This window comes from Bacillus sp. FJAT-45066 (assembly GCF_002335755.1).
GTDB classification, from domain to species: Bacteria; Bacillota; Bacilli; order Bacillales; family Bacillaceae_I; genus Bacillus_CD; species Bacillus_CD alkalisoli.
Window position 1 is genome coordinate 68152 of record NZ_NISQ01000001.1, and the last position, 16807, is coordinate 84958.

Sequence of the window (16807 nt, forward strand, 5' to 3'; positions counted from 1 at the left end):
TCAACAAACGAGCGTTTATGAACTCGCCTTGGAGTAGCAAGTGTGAACCCTTTCTAATTAGAAAGGTTGTAATACTCGCCGTGTCGTCCGCGTTAAGGATTTGAGCGAACACTTTTTTATATAGTGTTAATGTGGGTGGTACCGCGGGAAGTTAACTATTAAACACAACCTCTCGTCCCTTTTTGGGATGGGGGGTTTTTTATTTTTTCAGCTGTGTTAAAGCTTAGTGTTGGTATTTTAATATAAACACCTGTTGATTTCCGTGCAAGGCTGAGACTCCTGCGGGAGAAGCGGGTAGCGGGAGACTCCACAGGCGCTTGCGCCGAGGAGTAGGTTTTTTCACGACGGTGAAAATAACCTTCCTTTTTACCGCCCGCGGAAAGCGAAGCCCTTGCACGGAAATCAACAGCAATCTTTAACACAGCCATTTTTTAAGGAGGAATTTACTATGTCATTTCCACATCAGGAAATAGAGAAAAAGTGGCAACATTATTGGGAAGAAAACAAAACATTTAAAACAACAGAAGAAGCAGGAAAAGAAAAGTTCTACGCGTTAGACATGTTCCCGTTCCCTTCAGGAGCAGGTTTACACGTAGGACACCCTGAAGGTTATACAGCGACAGATATTTTATCACGTATGAAGCGTATGCAAGGTTTTGATGTGCTTCACCCAATGGGCTGGGATGCCTTCGGTTTACCTGCAGAACAATATGCGCTAGATACAGGGAACGATCCAGCTGAATTTACGACAAAAAACATCAATACATTTAGAAGACAGATTAAAGAATTAGGCTTTTCTTATGACTGGGATAAAGAAGTAGCAACAACAGATCCTGATTATTATAAATGGACTCAATGGATTTTCTTAAAGCTTTTTGAAAAAGGATTAGCTTATGTAGATGAAGTACCAGTTAACTGGTGTCCTGCACTAGGAACCGTATTATCAAATGAAGAAGTTATTGATGGAAAAAGTGAACGCGGTGGCCATCCTGTTGAACGTAGACCAATGAAACAATGGATGTTAAAAATAACTGCCTACGCAGATCGTCTAATTGATGATTTAGATGACCTTGATTGGCCAGATAGCTTAAAAGAAATGCAACGTAACTGGATTGGTCGATCAGAAGGTGCGAACGTTCACTTCCATATTGACGGCAAAGAAGAAACGTTTACAGTGTTTACAACGCGCCCAGATACACTATTTGGTGCAACCTATGCTGTATTAGCTCCAGAACATCCACTAGTTGCTAACATTACTACTGCTGACCAAAAAGAGGCGGTGGATGCATATATTGCGAGTGTTCAGAGTAAGAGTGACTTAGAGCGTACAGAACTTTCAAAAGAAAAAACGGGAGTATTCACTGGTGCATACGCTGTTAACCCTGCAAATGGCGAAAAGCTTCCGATTTGGATTGCTGATTATGTTCTTATTTCTTACGGAACAGGTGCTATTATGGCAGTCCCTGCACACGATGAAAGAGATTATGAATTTGCAACAAAATTTGAACTGCCGATTATCGAAGTTGTTGCAGGCGGCGATGTAACAAAGGAAGCATACACTGGTGATGGAGAGCACGTAAATTCAGACTTCTTAAATGGCGTTGGTAAAGAAGAAGCAATTACTAACATGATTCAATGGTTAGAAGCAAACGGCAAAGGTGAAAAGAAAATCTCTTTCCGCTTACGCGACTGGTTATTTAGCCGTCAACGTTATTGGGGTGAACCAATCCCAGTTATCCATTGGGAAGATGGCACTATGACTGCTATACCGGAAGATGAGTTACCACTTCTTTTACCTAAGACAAAAAACATCCGCCCATCTGGGACTGGTGAATCTCCATTAGCTGCAATGGAAGAGTGGGTAAATGTTGTAGATCCAGTTACAGGTAAAAAAGGGCGCCGTGAAACGAATACGATGCCTAACTGGGCAGGTAGCTGTTGGTACTATTTACGTTACATTGATCCAAACAACAGTGAAATGTTAGCAGATCCAGAAAAACTGAAAAAATGGCTACCTGTTGATATATATATCGGTGGAGCCGAACATGCAGTACTTCACTTACTATACGCTCGTTTCTGGCATAAATTTTTATACGATATCGGTGTTGTACCAACAAAAGAGCCATTCCAAAAGCTTTTCAACCAAGGGATGATTCTTGGAGAAAACAACGAGAAAATGAGTAAGTCAAAAGGAAATGTTGTAAATCCTGACGATATCGTTGAAAGTCACGGTGCAGACACACTTCGTCTTTATGAAATGTTCATGGGGCCGCTTGAAGCATCGATCGCATGGTCCACTAACGGACTAGATGGTTCTCGTCGTTTCTTAGATAGAGTATGGCGCCTATTCGTAGATGAAAACGGTAAATTAAGTAGTAAAGTAGTAGAGCATACAGAAGAAGATGCGTTAGAGAAAACATACCATGCGACAGTGAAGAAAGTAACGGAAGATTACGAAGGTCTTCGTTTCAATACAGCTATCTCGCAAATGATGGTGTTTATCAATGAAGCATATAAGGTAGATGTTATACCTAAAGAGTATGTAGAAGGATTTGTTAAACTTCTATCCCCAATTTGTCCACACGTTACGGAAGAACTTTGGGAGAAGCTTGGGAATGAAGGAACAGTTACTTATGAAGCGTGGCCAGCTTATGACGAATCCAAACTTGTTGAAGACGAAGTAGAAATTGTTGTACAGGTTAACGGAAAACTAAAAGCTAAACTTCACGTTCCAGCAGACGCGACTCGTGAAAAGATGGAAGAAATTGCACTAAACGATGATACAATTCGTGAGCAAATCGAAGGGAAAACAGTAAGGAAAATAATTGCTGTTCCTGGCAAGCTTGTAAATATTGTAGCTAATTAATGGGTAAACCGTCTGTCCTTTATAGGGGATAGACGGTTTTTTAGATGAAAATCACCGTGAAATTAGGATGTTAAGATGAGTTTAGTTATAATATATATTATTAAATTTAAAGCAAAAGTGAGGAAAAAGTGATGTCAAATATTCCTGAAATTACAACAGAAGATTTAAAAAAGAAGTTAGAAACGGGAGAAGATGTTCTTCTTGTAGACGTTCGTGAAGATGAAGAAGTAGAAATGGGAATGATTCCAAACGCAAAGCACATTAAAATGGGAGATATTCCAGCAAACCTTGATAAGTTAGACAAAGAAAAAGAATATGTTTTCATCTGTCGTTCTGGAAGACGAAGTGAAAATGTTTGTGCATACTTACAAGATCAAGGTTATAAAGTACGTAACATGGTCGGCGGTATGCTAGAGTGGGAAGGCGAAGTCAAGTAAGTTATTAGTGGTTAGTTACTAGTGATTAGGAAAACCAACTGATAAGGGGGCAGGTCAAAAAACTGCCCCCTTTTAATTATGCATTAGCCAATTAGGGTAGCTGAATTTAGGTTTGCTCAGGAGACATTTTGCCTCCAAGCTAACCACTAACCATTATATAACTCCATTTTTCATCCACTCACGCAAACGAAAACTGCCGAATGTAGCAACAGCAAAAATTGCTCCTGCAAACGTGACATACAAACTAATCTGTCCCGAATCCCTCAAACTTTGTAAATTCACGATAATATAAATAACTATCCCAATCCAAACAACATGCATAAAAATATTCGGAAGTAAAACCGAAGCTCTACTTTTCTTTACTTCTTTTAAGCTCACCATACATCACCTCAACTTACCTAGTCCGTTTCATAATGTATTACTACTATACGAAAAACGAATAATCACAGCAAATTTTTATTGAAAACAACTTTAAAAACGAATAAATAACTCCGTATAATAGTATAACAATCGTTCCTCACTAAACGAACCGTAATTATGAAATTGATTAAACTATCTATAGTTATTATGAATCAATCAAATAAAAAGTAAAGTATTCGAATGAAAATCACCTAATAGATATTTTATGTTAACGCAATATTTTTTGATTTACTATTTAGCTGTTGATTTCCGGGCAAGGCGGAGACTCCTGCGGGAGAAGCGGAGAGCGGGAGACCCCACAGGCGAAGCCGAGGAGTAGGTTTTTTCACGACAGTGAAAATAACCTACCTTTTTACCGCCCGCGGAAAGCGTAGTCTTGCACGGAAATCAACAGCGGTGATTAAAGGAATTTATTTGAAAAATCTTTCGACAAGCGCATCTATTCGTCCAAATGCATGTATAAAATGAAAAAAATTCGTTATATATAGTAGTAAAGCGAGGTGCGTAAGTAATGATTCAAATAAAAGTATTTGATGAAGAACATGAAAAAGACTTAGAAGAGAAAGTGAATTATTTTTTACGTGGCATTGCAGATAGAGATCTAGTAGACATAAAATATCAAATTAGTTGTATAGGGGAAGAAAACGATCAAATATATTGCTTTTCCGCAATGGTCATATATAGAGCGTGATAACATTTAGAAAATTAAATGTTTATCACGCTCTTATTTTGGTTATTTAACATATATAAGCTTGTAACATTCAATAGGTAAACTCGTCTAACATATAAATAAAAAATAAAGGAGACTATTACTATGAAAAAAATAGAAAATATTCAAGACAATCACTTTTTTGTTGAAATGAGCTACTACGGTGTTGGCCTAGGTATGGTTTTACTATTTGTATCAGTAGTAACTTCGTAGGCTGGCCGCCTTTTTACCGGCGTTCAAGCCTGCAAGTCTACCTGTAACTAATGCAGACGTTATATTGTATCCACCTGTATAACCGTGGATATCCAATATCTCACCACAGAAATATAGCCCTTCGGTTAATTTAGAAGACATTTCTTTAGGATGAATTTCTTTGACAGAAACACCACCACCTGTAACGAACGCTTTTTCTAATGGAAGAGTTCCATTTACAAAGAATTGAAACTGTTTACATGCCTTAGAGAACTCTCTCATTTTTTCTTGAGAAACAGTTGAACCAAGAGCCTGGGCATCAATCTCGCTTTGTTCTAATAAAAACAGTAAATATCTTTCTGGCACAAGCCCTTTTAAACTATTTTTCACGGCTTTTTTAGCATCTTCTTTTAAACGTTTGTTCACTTCTTGAAAAACGTTTTCTTCATTTTGGTATGGTAATACATCTAAACTTACTGTGACTTTATTAACATTGAATTTTTTCATCGTTTTCACTACATATTGACTACACCTTAAAACAGCGGGACCTGATATCCCAAAATGTGTGAATATCATATCCATTTGATGTGTTTTGACTATTTTTCCTTTAGGGTTTAAAACGCTTAAGGCCACATCTCGCAAAGAAAGCCCTTGTAGCTCTTTTGCTTTAATAAACGGCTCACTTGAAGTTAGAGGGACTTCGGTAGGAAATAGTTCTGTTATTGTATGACCAGCTTTTTCAGCCCAAGCATAACCGTCCCCGGTTGAACCAGTGTGTGGAACAGAAGCACCTCCAACTGCAATAACGACAGCTGATGTTAAAATCCGTTCACCATCTTTTAATAAAACACTGTCCACCATACCGTCTTTGTAATCTACCGTTTTTACTGGAGTATTAGTACGAATGTCTACTTTTAATTTTTTTAATAAAGAAATTAACGCATCGACTACACTTTGAGCCTTGTCTGTAACGGGAAACATTCTACCATGGTCTTCTTCTTTTAACTCAATTCCAAGCCCTTCAAAGAATCGAATTATATCTTCGTTACTAAATTCAGAAAAAGCACTATATAAAAATCTGCCGTTACCTGGAATGTGCTTTATAATCTCTTCTACTGGAAGTCTATTTGTTACATTGCATCTACCTCCACCAGAAATCGCAAGCTTTCTTCCGAGTTTATTTCCTTTATCAATTAATAACACTTTTACTTTTTGCTCTGCAGCTGCAATAGCAGCCATTAAGCCGGATGGACCTCCACCAATTATTACTACATCATATTTCATTTTTTCACCAACCATTTTCTTTTCTATTCGTATTATATCCTTTCTTGCAAAATAGGCAAAACTGTCTTGTCTACATTTCTAGACATTCCATTCTTTTTTCGTTAGTCTGTAGGAAATAAAGAAAAAAAGTGGTGTGAAAAATGAATGAAAATACAAGTATTGATGCACACATTCCAGAGGATGGAGGATGGACAGAGGAAAATGGTAAATCTATTTTACTTCTTTCTATTCCATCATCCAAAAGCTATATAAACAAAACAGTTCATAAGTTTTCTTATAAATGGGTGTATGACCGGGAAGAAAAGGCATACGTACTAATAATAGAAGCAAATAATACGAATCCTTTCGCTATCATTTTCCATGAAAAGCATGCTGGCGAACTTTTACTAGATGCAGATGCTTATGGGGAGTTTATTCTTTATGTAACTAGTGAATTAATAGAAGAGATAGATGAAAACACTTCATACCTAATTTTACCTAAAATAAAATTAACGAGAAATGTGCTAGCTGGCTGGTGAAAAATAAATCCTAACTAGTATATTTTATGTTAAAATACAAAAGTTGAGTTCATAAGTTTATTAGAGTAAGTAGGGATTACATGTCAACATCGAAAATTTTAAGAGGTACGTTTATCCTAACGATGGGAACAATGCTTTCTCGTGCGTTAGGATTATTATACATTATTCCATTTTACAATTTAGTAAAAGAGGATGGAGGAGCATTATATACATACTCGTATATTCTTTATTCCGTAGCATTAAGTATATCAACTCTTGGTCTTCCTTTAGCGGTTTCTAAATTTGTTGCGAAATATAATGCTTTAGAGGAGTATAAGGTTGGTAGAAAACTATTTTCATCTGGTTTAATTATAATGGGAGCTATGGGTGTAATATCCTTTTTAGGGTTATTCTTATTAGCGCCACAGCTAGCACCGTTAATTATTAAAGACGTTGAAGATTCCGCTAATTCCATTGAAGATGTAGTTTATGTCATACGAATGGTCAGTTTTGCTTTATTACTCGTTCCGATTATGAGTATGATACGAGGATTTTTCCAAGGACATGAGTCGATGGGACCAACTGCATTATCTCAAGTTGTGGAACAAATTGTCCGTATTGCGTTTCTATTAGGTGGAGCGTATGTTGTTCTTCATTTACTTGATGGAGATATACAAACGGCAGTAGGAATGGCTACATTTGCTGCCTTCGTAGGAGCTTTAGCAGGTTTAGCTATTCTCGTGTGGTATTGGATAAAAAGAAGGGCGTATTTGGATGCATTATTAGAAAAGGATAAAGGTACCGTTAATTTATCGATTAAATCGATGTATAAAGAGCTTCTATTGTACGCTGGGCCATTTGTGTTTGTTGGACTAGCGCTACCACTATATCAATTGGTAGATATGTTTACTTTTAACCATGCAATGGCTCAAATAGGTTTAACAAAAGTTTCAGAAGAAGCTTTTGGCATGATAAATACGTATGGGCAAAAATTAGTCATTATCCCGGTAACGTTAGCAACATCGTTCGCATTAACTTTAATACCGGCGATAACGAAGTCATATCAACTTGATGACCAACAAGTATTACAAAAGCAAATAAGTAAAACGTTGCAGATTCTTTTATTCTTAACAGTACCAGCATGTGTTGGCTTATCTGTTTTAGGTGGCCCTGCATATGCAGCATTTTTTGATTATAGAGAGCTTGGTGGCTATTTACTTTCATGGTTTGCGCCAGTGGCTATTCCCTTGGCTGTCTTTACAGTTACAGCTTCTATTTTACAAGGCATTAACAAGCAGAAACATACTGTTTACAGCTTAATTATTGGGTTATCATTAAAGCTTAGTTTGAATTATGTATTCATTCTTTGGTTTAATGCAGAAGGTTCAATTATAGCAACAGGGATCGGTTATTCAGCAAGTTGTGCTTATAATTTATGGGTCATTAAAAAACACGCTAGTTTTGATTACTCATTTGTAGCAAGAAGATTTTTATTGATGGCAATCTTTAATATGGCAATGCTATTAACAGTGTTACTAACTAGTTCACTAATTCAGGGAGTTATCCCTTATAGTGAAGGAAGAATGTACGCCATTTTGTTCTTACTAATTTGTGCGACAGTTGGCGCAGGAGTTTACTTGTATTTGAGTTACAAATCAACACTACTTTACTATTTACTTGGTGATCGAATTCGCTTTTTAAGAAAGCAAAAAGAGGTCTCGTAAACGAGGCCTCTTTTTCCCTACATATTAAAGGTTAATAAGGTGATGAACCAAAACCTAATTGTCTTTCTAAACGAGTTACTCTACGTGTTAAGTTATTAACTTGGCGCTCTAACTGTTGGTTCTGACGTTCTAATCTGTTTAAACGACGGTTTATGTCAGCTAAGCCACCACCAGGTCCAGGAAAACCAGGTCCTCCTCCAGGTCCACCTGGAAATCCTATTCCGATGCCACCAGCACCTGGGATAGGAATAAATGAAGTTCCAACTTGTTGACGATAATGCATGACATACATTCCTCCTTTGTTTTGCATGAAACATTTCTATATAGTGTATGAAATAAGGATAAGAGCGGAATCCGCACATGCCTATTTTAAAAAACTAGGACATTAAAGGAGAGATAAGTAAGTGAGAATGGACAAATTATTAGCCAATAGTGGTTATGGAACGCGAAAAGAAGTGAAGAAATTATTAAAAAGTGGCGTCGTTAAGGTTGACGGAAAAGTAGAAAAAGATGCGAAAAAACACGTTGAACCGGACACACAAAATGTAGAGGTTCATGGTGAGATTGTTGAGTATAAAGAATTTATCTATCTAATGATGAACAAACCTCCAGGAATATTATCTGCAACAGAGGACCGATCGCAACAAACGGTTGTCGATATTTTAGAAGAGAAAGATCAATTATTTTCGCCTTTTCCAGTAGGTAGACTTGATAAAGATACAGAAGGACTTTTACTATTAACAAATGATGGTCAACTTTCTCACTCGTTATTGTCACCTAAAAAGCATGTTCCTAAAACTTATTATGCAGTTATACTAGGCGAAGTAACGAATGAAGATATTATAGCTTTTAAAAATGGTGTTACGTTAGATGACGGATACCTAACAATGCCTGCAGACTTAACTATTTTATCTTCAGGGAATCAATCGGAAATAGAATTAGTAATAAAAGAAGGTAAGTTCCATCAAGTAAAAAGAATGTTTGAATCAGTTGGGAAAAAGGTTACTTACTTAAAACGTATACAAATGGGAGATTTACCGTTAGATGAAACGTTAGAGTTAGGCGAATATAGAGAGCTAACAGACGAGGAAGTAGAAGTATTAAGAAATAGCAATTTATAATAGAAAGGAGCTAGCATTTTAACATGCTGGCTCCTGTTTTTATATTTAGGCAACTTTTTTTACTGGTTGCTCTGCGTATTTATTTGTAAATAAAAGATTAGCAGATATTAATCTTTCACGTACTAAAATTCCGATCCATGCTGCTAACACAGCTTTAATGACACCACCGATTAAAAACGGAGTAAAACCAGCTGTCATCGCAGCACCTAGGCTTAATTGGTAAGAATAAGCTAACCAAGCTGTTCCAATTGTTAATGGAATAAATATAGCGATCGTATTTGCAATTAAAGCTTGAATAAATGTAAAAGATGTTTTTTGTAAGTACCATCCAATAAACAATGCTGTTGGAATAAATGCAACTAAATATCCTCCAGTTGGTCCAACAATGATAGAAAGTCCTGCTTTCATTTGTGCAAAAACAGGTACTCCTGCGGCACCGATTAATAAATATAAAATAATAGCATAAGTGCCATAACGTGCCCCGAGAATAGTTGCTGCTAATCCGATTGCTAGCGTTTGGCCTGTAATTGGTACAGGTGAGAATGGCAATGGAATTGATAATTGTGCTAATACCCCAGTGATTGCTGCGAACAATGCAACGATAATCATTGTTCTTAATTTTAGTTGTTCTTTACTCATGATTGTTTCTCCCTTCGACCCTTTGTAAACTTGTTGTGTAATTTAGTTAACATAAATAATATAATATTTACTGAATTTTATGTCAAACAATTTTTTATTGAAAATCAACATATATTAATATACTACCGTTGATGATAGCACGAGGCACTCGCTTTCCGCAGGTGGTAAAAAGGAAGGTTATTTTCACTACCGTGAAAAAAACTACTCCTCGGCGCAAGCGCCTGTGGGGTCTCCCTTGACGCACTTCTCCCGCAGGACAAGGAAGGCTACGACAGCGATACATCGCACTAAGAAAATGCGGATGCATTTTCGAGGAGTCTCGCGCCTCGTGCTATCATCAACTTATGTGATATTAAAGATTAAGCAAGTGGTACTAATCTTTACTAAAAATATTACAAAAAAAGACAACCCTATGTTACATATTTAAATGTAACAAGGATTGTCATAAAATTCATTATTTATAAGTGTATTTGAATTATGTAATTTAGGAACTTAACCTAACTTTTTTCTGTGTAGTTGTCCATCTCCCTTTAGCAGGGCTGCGAACTAAGTCGTTATATGCTAACACATTTAAATCGCGCTGAATAGTCCTCGGTGTTATACCGAATTCATCAACGAGTTGCTGTGTGGACACTGTCCCCTTCTCCTGAATAAACATGTAGATAGCTTTAATACGGGTTAGCATACGGTTTGTTGAAGGCTTCAAAAAACCACTCCTTATCCGTTTTTCTGGAACTACTGAGTTTGTTCGTGCTGTTAGGGTGAAAAAATTATTAAGTTATTATTATTCTATACGAAATTTGTGAAAAAATGCTAGGAATATAAGATAATTTACAGAAAATTAACAAATAATTGTATGACATGATGAATCGTTATTCATTATTTTATACTATTTATTCCTACATGACTACTATTTTGTGTGAAGATTCGAAACTTTTAGCCTTTGTGATCGTATTAAATATTGGCTGAAGGAGGTCTTTTCTATGGAAAAAGTACTAGACTTACATATTGAATGTGCAGGGTATAGTGATGACTTACTGGTCATTCATGACATAAATTTAGAAGTGAAAAAAGGGGAAATGATTGGTTTATTAGGTCCAAATGGCTCAGGAAAAAGTACAACGATAAAAACATTATTAGGTATGAATCCATTTTATAAAGGAAATGTTTCTTTACCTAATGGTCAAAGTTTTGCCTACTTACCTGAAAAGCCAGTATTCTATTTTGAAATGACATTATATGAGCATATCGAATTGATGGCTACATTACTCAATCTAGAAGAAAGCTACTGGAGAAAACGTACGGAAAGTCTACTACAGTTATTCGAAATAGATCATGTTTTACATGACTCTCCATCCACTTTTTCAAAAGGAATGCAGCAAAAGGCAATGATTTCGTTAGCTTTCATGAAAGAAGTAGATTTATATGTAATCGATGAGCCGTTTATCGGTTTAGATCCGAATGCAACAAAAAAGCTATTAAATCTCTTAGAATATGAGAAAAGAAGGGGAGCAGGAATTTTATTATCCACGCATGTTTTAGATACTGCTGAAAGAATATGCGACTCTTTCGTTCTATTATCAGACGGTAGAATAAAAGCTAAAGGAGCATTATTGGATATTCAAACTCAGTGCAATCTTGAAGGTGCATCTTTATTAGACTGTTTTTATAAACTGTCGAGTAAAGAGGTGGAGAGAAGTTGATAGCAAAACAATTATTTTATAAAAGATTTTATAAAAACGTGGAGTACCAAAGGAATAACATCAATACAATACTAGATTGGACGACCGTCATATACGGATTTTTGTTTATTTTGCTAATGTTTGCACTTTTAGACGGATTAAGAAGTGAAGCAACAATATTTATTGAACAAATTCCTCTAGCTGTTTCTTTATTATTTATCTACCATTTATGTTGGTCTGGCCGAATAAGAGTGTATGTGGAAGAAGCGGATGAATATTTTTTGCTACATAATAAACAGTTTATAGAAATAATTAAAAAATACAGTATCATAGTTTCGTTCACTTTTAACACAATATTAACTATATTTGTTGTTACCATCTATCTCTTTTTTACGACTGGGTTAACTTTTACCTATCAAAATCTTTCTTTCTACCTCGTAATTCTATTATTAAGCTATAGTGCATTGTTAATGAAGAAATTATGGAAAAGAATGTTTACTGGCTGGAATTATAAAATCGCTATAGTGGCTATTTACATTCTTTTATATTTATTATTTATCCTTTTCTACAAAGAAGTATATTTTTCTATAATACTTTTAGGGATATTCCTTTATTTAGTTTACTACTACTATAAATCAAATAGTTTTGCGGTGGACGTAACAGAAAATGAGGAAGAACGAATGAAGTATGTTCGGATGATGTTTCAAATGTCTGAGTATGTACCTTATTCAAAACCACAACAAGGGAATAAAAAAATCATTTTTTATAAATCTAAGGGGATTTTTCATGAAAGAACAGAACAAAACATTATTAATGAGATGTTCTTGAAATACTTTATACGAAATTATCGTTATGTCTTTACATTTTTACAACTTATTAGTCTAACCGTGTTTGCTATGGCTTTCTTGCCACTATGGTTTAAGTATGGGTTGTTCTTCGGGTTTTTCTTTTTCATAAAAGAATGGTTAAATACAGTATATGAGGAATTTGTTACACATCCTTTCTTAAGTGTTTTTAGAAAAAGATTACTAGACGAAACATCCCGAGAGAAAGCAACACAAAGCTTTTATTATGGGGCATGTGGATTGGTCGGCTTTATATTAGCCATATCTACAATTATTCATTTTTCTTAGAGGTGACAAGATGACAACTATTAATTGGATGGAAGAAACATTAAAACGTAAAGAGGAATTACTGAAAGAAACGCAACGTTTTTTACAAATAAAAAGTGTGTTAGATGAAGAATCGGCAAGTGCAACAGCTCCTTTTGGACAAGGAATAGATGATGCGCTTCAGTTTTTATTAAAAAAAGGCGAGCAAGATGGCTTTATTGTCAAAAATGTAGACCATTATGCAGGACACATTGAACATGGACAAGGTGAAGATATTGTTGGGGTGCTTTGTCATGTGGACGTAGTACCAGAGGGAGATGGTTGGACAAGCGCTCCGTATAGTGCTGAAATACGCGAAGGCAAGATATTCGCGCGCGGTGCGATGGATGATAAAGGTCCAACAATGGCAGCTTATTATGCAATGAAAATAGTGAAGGAGTTAGGCCTTCCACTCTCTAAAAGAGTTCGAGTTATTATTGGGACAGATGAAGAAAGTAGTTGGAAATGTGTGGATCACTATTTCAAACATGAAGCGATGCCAACTCTTGGCTTTGCTCCGGATGCTGACTTTCCAATTATCTACGCGGAAAAAGGGATTGGAGATATTCAATTATCCTTTCATCCAGAAAAAATGGAAAGTAGTGAAGAAACTATTCTTTTAAGTTTTTCTTCTGGTAGAAGATTAAATATGGTACCAGATTTGGCAACAGCAACAGTGCAAGTAAGTGGAGACTTATCAGACTTCTCAGCTGCTTTTAATTCATATTTAGAAAAGAATGAGCTAGATGGCGAATATACAAAAGAAGGGAATGCCATTACGTTCAACTTAAAAGGTGTTTCTGCACATGCAATGGAGCCGAACAACGGTGTAAATGCTGGGTACCATTTAGCTACGTTTTTATCGGAACAAGAGCTTGACTGCAATGGGAAGAACTATGTTCAATTTGTTGCTGATAAATTAGCATTTGATTCTCGTGGGGAAAAATTAAGCATTGATTTCCAAGATGATATTACTGGCGATTTAACAGTAAATACGGGAATCTTTTCTTATACAGCCGACAACGGTGGAAAGCTTGGAGTGAACATTCGTTTCCCTGTTACATGTGATACAGATGAGGTGAAACAAAAATTAGTGGAAGCAACTGCAAATTATGGAATGGAAGTTACGAAGTATGCCGTTTCAAAAGCACATCATGTACCACAAGACCATCCGTTAATTCAAACATTACAAAAAGTGTATGAAGAACAAACTGGTGAGAAAGCTGAGCTTTTATCTATAGGTGGAGGAACGTACGCAAGGTCATTAGAAGCAGGTGTTGCCTTTGGGCCACTTTTTCCAGGTCGTGCCGACGTTGCTCACCAAAAAGACGAACATATTTATGTAGAAGACTTACTAAAAGCAACAGCTATTTATGCACAAGCTATTTATGAGTTAGCAAAATAAAAATATTCGGAAAAAAATAGTGTGGTAAAATGAGAAGGTTGCTGACAAAGCAACCTTTTCTATGAAAAGAACTTCATTAAGAAAGAAGGGCTTTTTTGTGCAAGTGGCAGTAAAAGCAAAATATTCGACGAAATCAAACTTTCAATTATTTTATTTACTAGTGTTCTTTAGTTTTGGAGCGCTATTTCCGTTATTAACCGTGTACTTAAAAGATACTGTTGGTTTATCAGGATCACAAATTGGAATGGTTATGTCCATCAGTCCTGTTGTGATGATTTTGATTCAACCATTATGGGGAATTTTAAGTGATTATACGCAAAAACCAAAGCAAATTTTAATTTATACGTTGATTGCTACTAGTGTATCTAGTATTGTTTTTTCTTTTATAGATAACTATGTTGGAATTATCATCATTGCCTTTTTCTTAGCGGTCACACAAAGTGCGCTAGTACCAATATCGGATAGTATTGCGCTTAATTATGTTCAAAAAGAAAAAGAGAATTACGGTGCGATTCGTTTGTGGGGAGCGATAGGTTTTGCAATTGCTGTACTCGTGGCAGGGTGGCTTTCTGACTTCTTTACATTAAAAGTAATCTTTTATACTTTTTCTGTTGCGCTTCTTTTAAGTGCTGTAGTGACACTTTACTTACCGAGTGAAAGTCAACCGATCAGAGTAAACGTAAGAGATGGACTTTCCACATTATTAAAGATGCCTAAGTACTTATTGTTTTTAGTGACAACCTTTTTAATTTTTGGCCCAGTATTTGCAAACAATTTTTACTTTGGTTTATTTATTACTGACATAGGTGGAACGGTTACAGGCATAGGGATTGCCTTTTTACTCGCAGCAGGTAGTGAAGCTCCATTTATGAAAGTGGCGGGAGGGTGGATTCAGCGTATTGGCTTGACTCGAATAATGATTGCTGCAGCATTCGTTTCTTCTGTACGTTGGTTGTTGTACTTTTTTGAACCGCCTTTAGCAGTTGTTTTTGTAAGTACAATTGCCCAAGGCTTTTCCGTTGGGCTGTTTATTCCAGCCGCGATGCAATTTGTGCGTGAAATTGCTCCTGCGAATGTAAGGGCAACAGCTGTGTCAATGTATACAGCTATTGGGAACGGTCTTGGTAGTTGGTTTTGTACATTTTTTGGTGGATTTGTAGTGGAATATTATTCTGTAAGTATGCTGTATTTATGTTTTAGTGTGCTAACAGCTTTTGGGATTGTTATTTTGTTCATCATTTATCGAGTAGACAACGGTAAATTATAAAGACTCACTCTTATAAGCACCAATAAAATAGAAATATAGATAGGAAAGCAAAAAGTACCGATAGAAACTTAAAAAGTATAGATAGAGCATTACAAAAGTACCCATAGACTTGCAAAAAGTACCCATAGAATAGGAAAGTGTAGATAGGAAAGCAAAAAGTACCGATAGTACCGTAAAAAGTATAGATAGAGCATTACAAAAGTACCCATAGACTTGCAAAAAGTATCCATAGAATAGGAACGTATAGATAGAAAAGGAAAAAGCAACGATAATACCTTAAAAAGTATAGTTAGAGCATCTCAAATGTACCCATAAAAAGGTAAAATAACAAACTAAACTAAAAAGAGCCATTAAACAAACAAAAAGTACCAGCATCATTAACACCTCTGCTGGTACCTTCCTTATTTTTATTTTTCAAACTGAAACAAATCTGTAGACAAATATCGTTCTCCAGTGTCGCAAGCGATACAAACGACTACATCATCTTCTGTTAAGCGTTTTGCTACTTCGATTGCAGAATAACATGCTGCACCACTCGATGGACCAACTAAGATTCCTTCTTGAGAAGCTAATTTTCTTGTAATTTCATACGCATCTTCATCTTCAATTTTAAAAATTTCATCATATACATCAGTATTTAAAATATCGGGCACAAACCCAGGGCTAGTTCCAACAAGCTTATGCTTACCAGGTTTACCACCAGATAAAACTGGGGATCCAGCTGGCTCAACAACATGTACAGTCAAACCTTCGTAATGCTCTTTTAACACTTCACCAGTTCCAGTTATTGTTCCACCAGTACCAGCAGTAGCAACAAATGCAGATAACGGCTTACCAATTTGCAACATCGATTCGATAATTTCTAGAGCGGTAGACTTTCTGTGAGCATCCGAATTAGCTTCATTTTCAAATTGCATCGGCATAAAGCTATTTGGGATTTTTTTAACAAGTTCATGTGCTTTATTGATCGCACCTGGCATCTTTTCGTCACCAGGAGTTAAAACAACTTCAGCTCCATATGCTTTTAGTAAATTGATACGCTCTTGGCTCATCGTATCAGGCATAATTAAAATAGCTTTATATCCTCTTGCAGCTGCATTCATAGCTATGCCTATTCCAGTGTTACCACTTGTTGGTTCAATGATTGTTGCACCAGGCTTAATTAATCCCGCTTTTTCAGCTTCGATTATCATATTATAGGCTGCTCTATCTTTAACGCTACCACTAGGATTTTGGAATTCTAATTTTAAATAAACAGAAGCAGCTCCTTTAGGAACAATGCGCTGTAATTTAACCAGTGGAGTATTGCCGATTAATTCTGCCATATTGTTATATACTTTCATTCGCTCACGACCTTTCGTTCTTAACCACTTACTATAGTTTAAACGTATTTTATCATAAAATGTATCTTTA

Annotated in this window: 16 protein-coding genes and 1 other annotated feature (1 of these 17 cut by a window edge); of the genes, 10 read left to right on the plus strand and 6 right to left on the minus strand. The window is 36.0% G+C overall.

Going from position 1 to position 16807, the window contains the following annotated elements:
* Positions 1-183 (plus strand) — a binding site (T-box leader) (it extends 65 nt beyond the left edge of the window).
* A 265-nt stretch (positions 184-448) separates the two neighbouring features.
* Both leuS and CDZ92_RS00410 read left to right on the plus strand, forming a co-directional pair.
* Positions 449-2866 carry a leucine--tRNA ligase gene (leuS, locus tag CDZ92_RS00405; protein ID WP_096152888.1) on the plus strand — a complete coding sequence of 806 codons (2418 nt, stop codon included), beginning with the start codon at positions 449-451 and terminating at the stop codon, positions 2864-2866.
* 131 nt (positions 2867-2997) lie between these two features.
* Positions 2998-3303, plus strand: a complete 306-nt coding sequence (locus tag CDZ92_RS00410) for a rhodanese-like domain-containing protein (protein ID WP_096152889.1) — start codon at positions 2998-3000, stop codon at positions 3301-3303.
* Positions 3304-3456: 153 nt separating this feature from the next.
* Here the strand turns inward: CDZ92_RS00410 and CDZ92_RS00415 are convergent, their stop codons facing one another.
* On the minus strand, positions 3457-3684 hold the full coding sequence (locus CDZ92_RS00415) for a hypothetical protein (protein WP_141395180.1): 228 nt from the start codon (positions 3682-3684) through the stop codon (positions 3457-3459).
* A gap of 550 nt (positions 3685-4234) precedes the next feature.
* Between CDZ92_RS00415 and CDZ92_RS00420 the strand changes: the two genes are divergently transcribed.
* A complete protein-coding gene (locus tag CDZ92_RS00420) occupies positions 4235-4414 on the plus strand; it encodes a sporulation protein Cse60 (protein ID WP_096152891.1) in 180 nt (59 codons plus the stop codon).
* Between the two features lie 213 nt (positions 4415-4627).
* Here the strand turns inward: CDZ92_RS00420 and CDZ92_RS00425 are convergent, their stop codons facing one another.
* The gene (locus CDZ92_RS00425; protein ID WP_096156858.1) at positions 4628-5908 is read right to left on the minus strand and encodes an NAD(P)/FAD-dependent oxidoreductase; all 1281 of its coding nucleotides are present in this window, start codon (positions 5906-5908) and stop codon (positions 4628-4630) included.
* Between the two features lie 140 nt (positions 5909-6048).
* On the opposite strand from CDZ92_RS00425, the gene CDZ92_RS00430 reads away from it, so the two are divergent.
* The gene (locus tag CDZ92_RS00430) at positions 6049-6426 is read left to right on the plus strand and encodes a hypothetical protein (RefSeq protein WP_096152892.1); all 378 of its coding nucleotides are present in this window, start codon (positions 6049-6051) and stop codon (positions 6424-6426) included.
* An 80-nt stretch (positions 6427-6506) separates the two neighbouring features.
* On the plus strand, positions 6507-8129 hold the full coding sequence (locus tag CDZ92_RS00435; protein WP_096152893.1) for a putative polysaccharide biosynthesis protein: 1623 nt from the start codon (positions 6507-6509) through the stop codon (positions 8127-8129).
* 31 nt (positions 8130-8160) lie between these two features.
* On the opposite strand, the gene CDZ92_RS00440 is transcribed toward CDZ92_RS00435, so the two are convergent.
* A complete protein-coding gene (locus CDZ92_RS00440) occupies positions 8161-8412 on the minus strand; it encodes a DUF3450 domain-containing protein (protein ID WP_255249760.1) in 252 nt (83 codons plus the stop codon).
* A 121-nt stretch (positions 8413-8533) separates the two neighbouring features.
* On the opposite strand from CDZ92_RS00440, the gene CDZ92_RS00445 reads away from it, so the two are divergent.
* Positions 8534-9250 carry a pseudouridine synthase gene (locus CDZ92_RS00445; protein ID WP_406564875.1) on the plus strand — a complete coding sequence of 239 codons (717 nt, stop codon included), beginning with the start codon at positions 8534-8536 and terminating at the stop codon, positions 9248-9250.
* Positions 9251-9295: 45 nt separating this feature from the next.
* Here the strand turns inward: CDZ92_RS00445 and CDZ92_RS00450 are convergent, their stop codons facing one another.
* Together CDZ92_RS00450 and CDZ92_RS00455 are read right to left on the minus strand one after the other, a co-directional pair.
* A complete protein-coding gene (locus CDZ92_RS00450; protein ID WP_096152894.1) occupies positions 9296-9889 on the minus strand; it encodes a biotin transporter BioY in 594 nt (197 codons plus the stop codon).
* 484 nt (positions 9890-10373) lie between these two features.
* Positions 10374-10595 carry a DeoR family transcriptional regulator gene (locus CDZ92_RS00455; RefSeq protein WP_096152895.1) on the minus strand — a complete coding sequence of 74 codons (222 nt, stop codon included), beginning with the start codon at positions 10593-10595 and terminating at the stop codon, positions 10374-10376.
* A gap of 277 nt (positions 10596-10872) precedes the next feature.
* Between CDZ92_RS00455 and CDZ92_RS00460 the strand changes: the two genes are divergently transcribed.
* The 4 genes from CDZ92_RS00460 to CDZ92_RS00475 all read left to right on the plus strand — a co-directional run bounded on the left by CDZ92_RS00460 (position 10873) and on the right by CDZ92_RS00475 (position 15394).
* On the plus strand, positions 10873-11592 hold the full coding sequence (locus CDZ92_RS00460) for an ABC transporter ATP-binding protein (RefSeq protein ID WP_096152896.1): 720 nt from the start codon (positions 10873-10875) through the stop codon (positions 11590-11592).
* Positions 11589-12704: an ABC transporter permease gene (locus tag CDZ92_RS00465; RefSeq protein WP_096152897.1), complete on the plus strand. Its 1116-nt coding sequence runs from the start codon at positions 11589-11591 to the stop codon at positions 12702-12704. Before CDZ92_RS00460 ends, CDZ92_RS00465 begins: the two co-directional genes overlap by 4 nt.
* 10 nt (positions 12705-12714) lie before the next feature.
* A complete protein-coding gene (pepV, locus tag CDZ92_RS00470) occupies positions 12715-14127 on the plus strand; it encodes a dipeptidase PepV (protein WP_096152898.1) in 1413 nt (470 codons plus the stop codon).
* A gap of 97 nt (positions 14128-14224) precedes the next feature.
* Complete coding sequence (locus tag CDZ92_RS00475; RefSeq protein ID WP_227521436.1) at positions 14225-15394, plus strand: MFS transporter; 1170 nt, start codon at positions 14225-14227, stop codon at positions 15392-15394.
* 407 nt (positions 15395-15801) lie between these two features.
* Here the strand turns inward: CDZ92_RS00475 and cysK are convergent, their stop codons facing one another.
* The gene (cysK, locus tag CDZ92_RS00480) at positions 15802-16737 is read right to left on the minus strand and encodes a cysteine synthase A (protein ID WP_096156861.1); all 936 of its coding nucleotides are present in this window, start codon (positions 16735-16737) and stop codon (positions 15802-15804) included.
* Positions 16738-16807 lie beyond the last annotated feature (70 nt).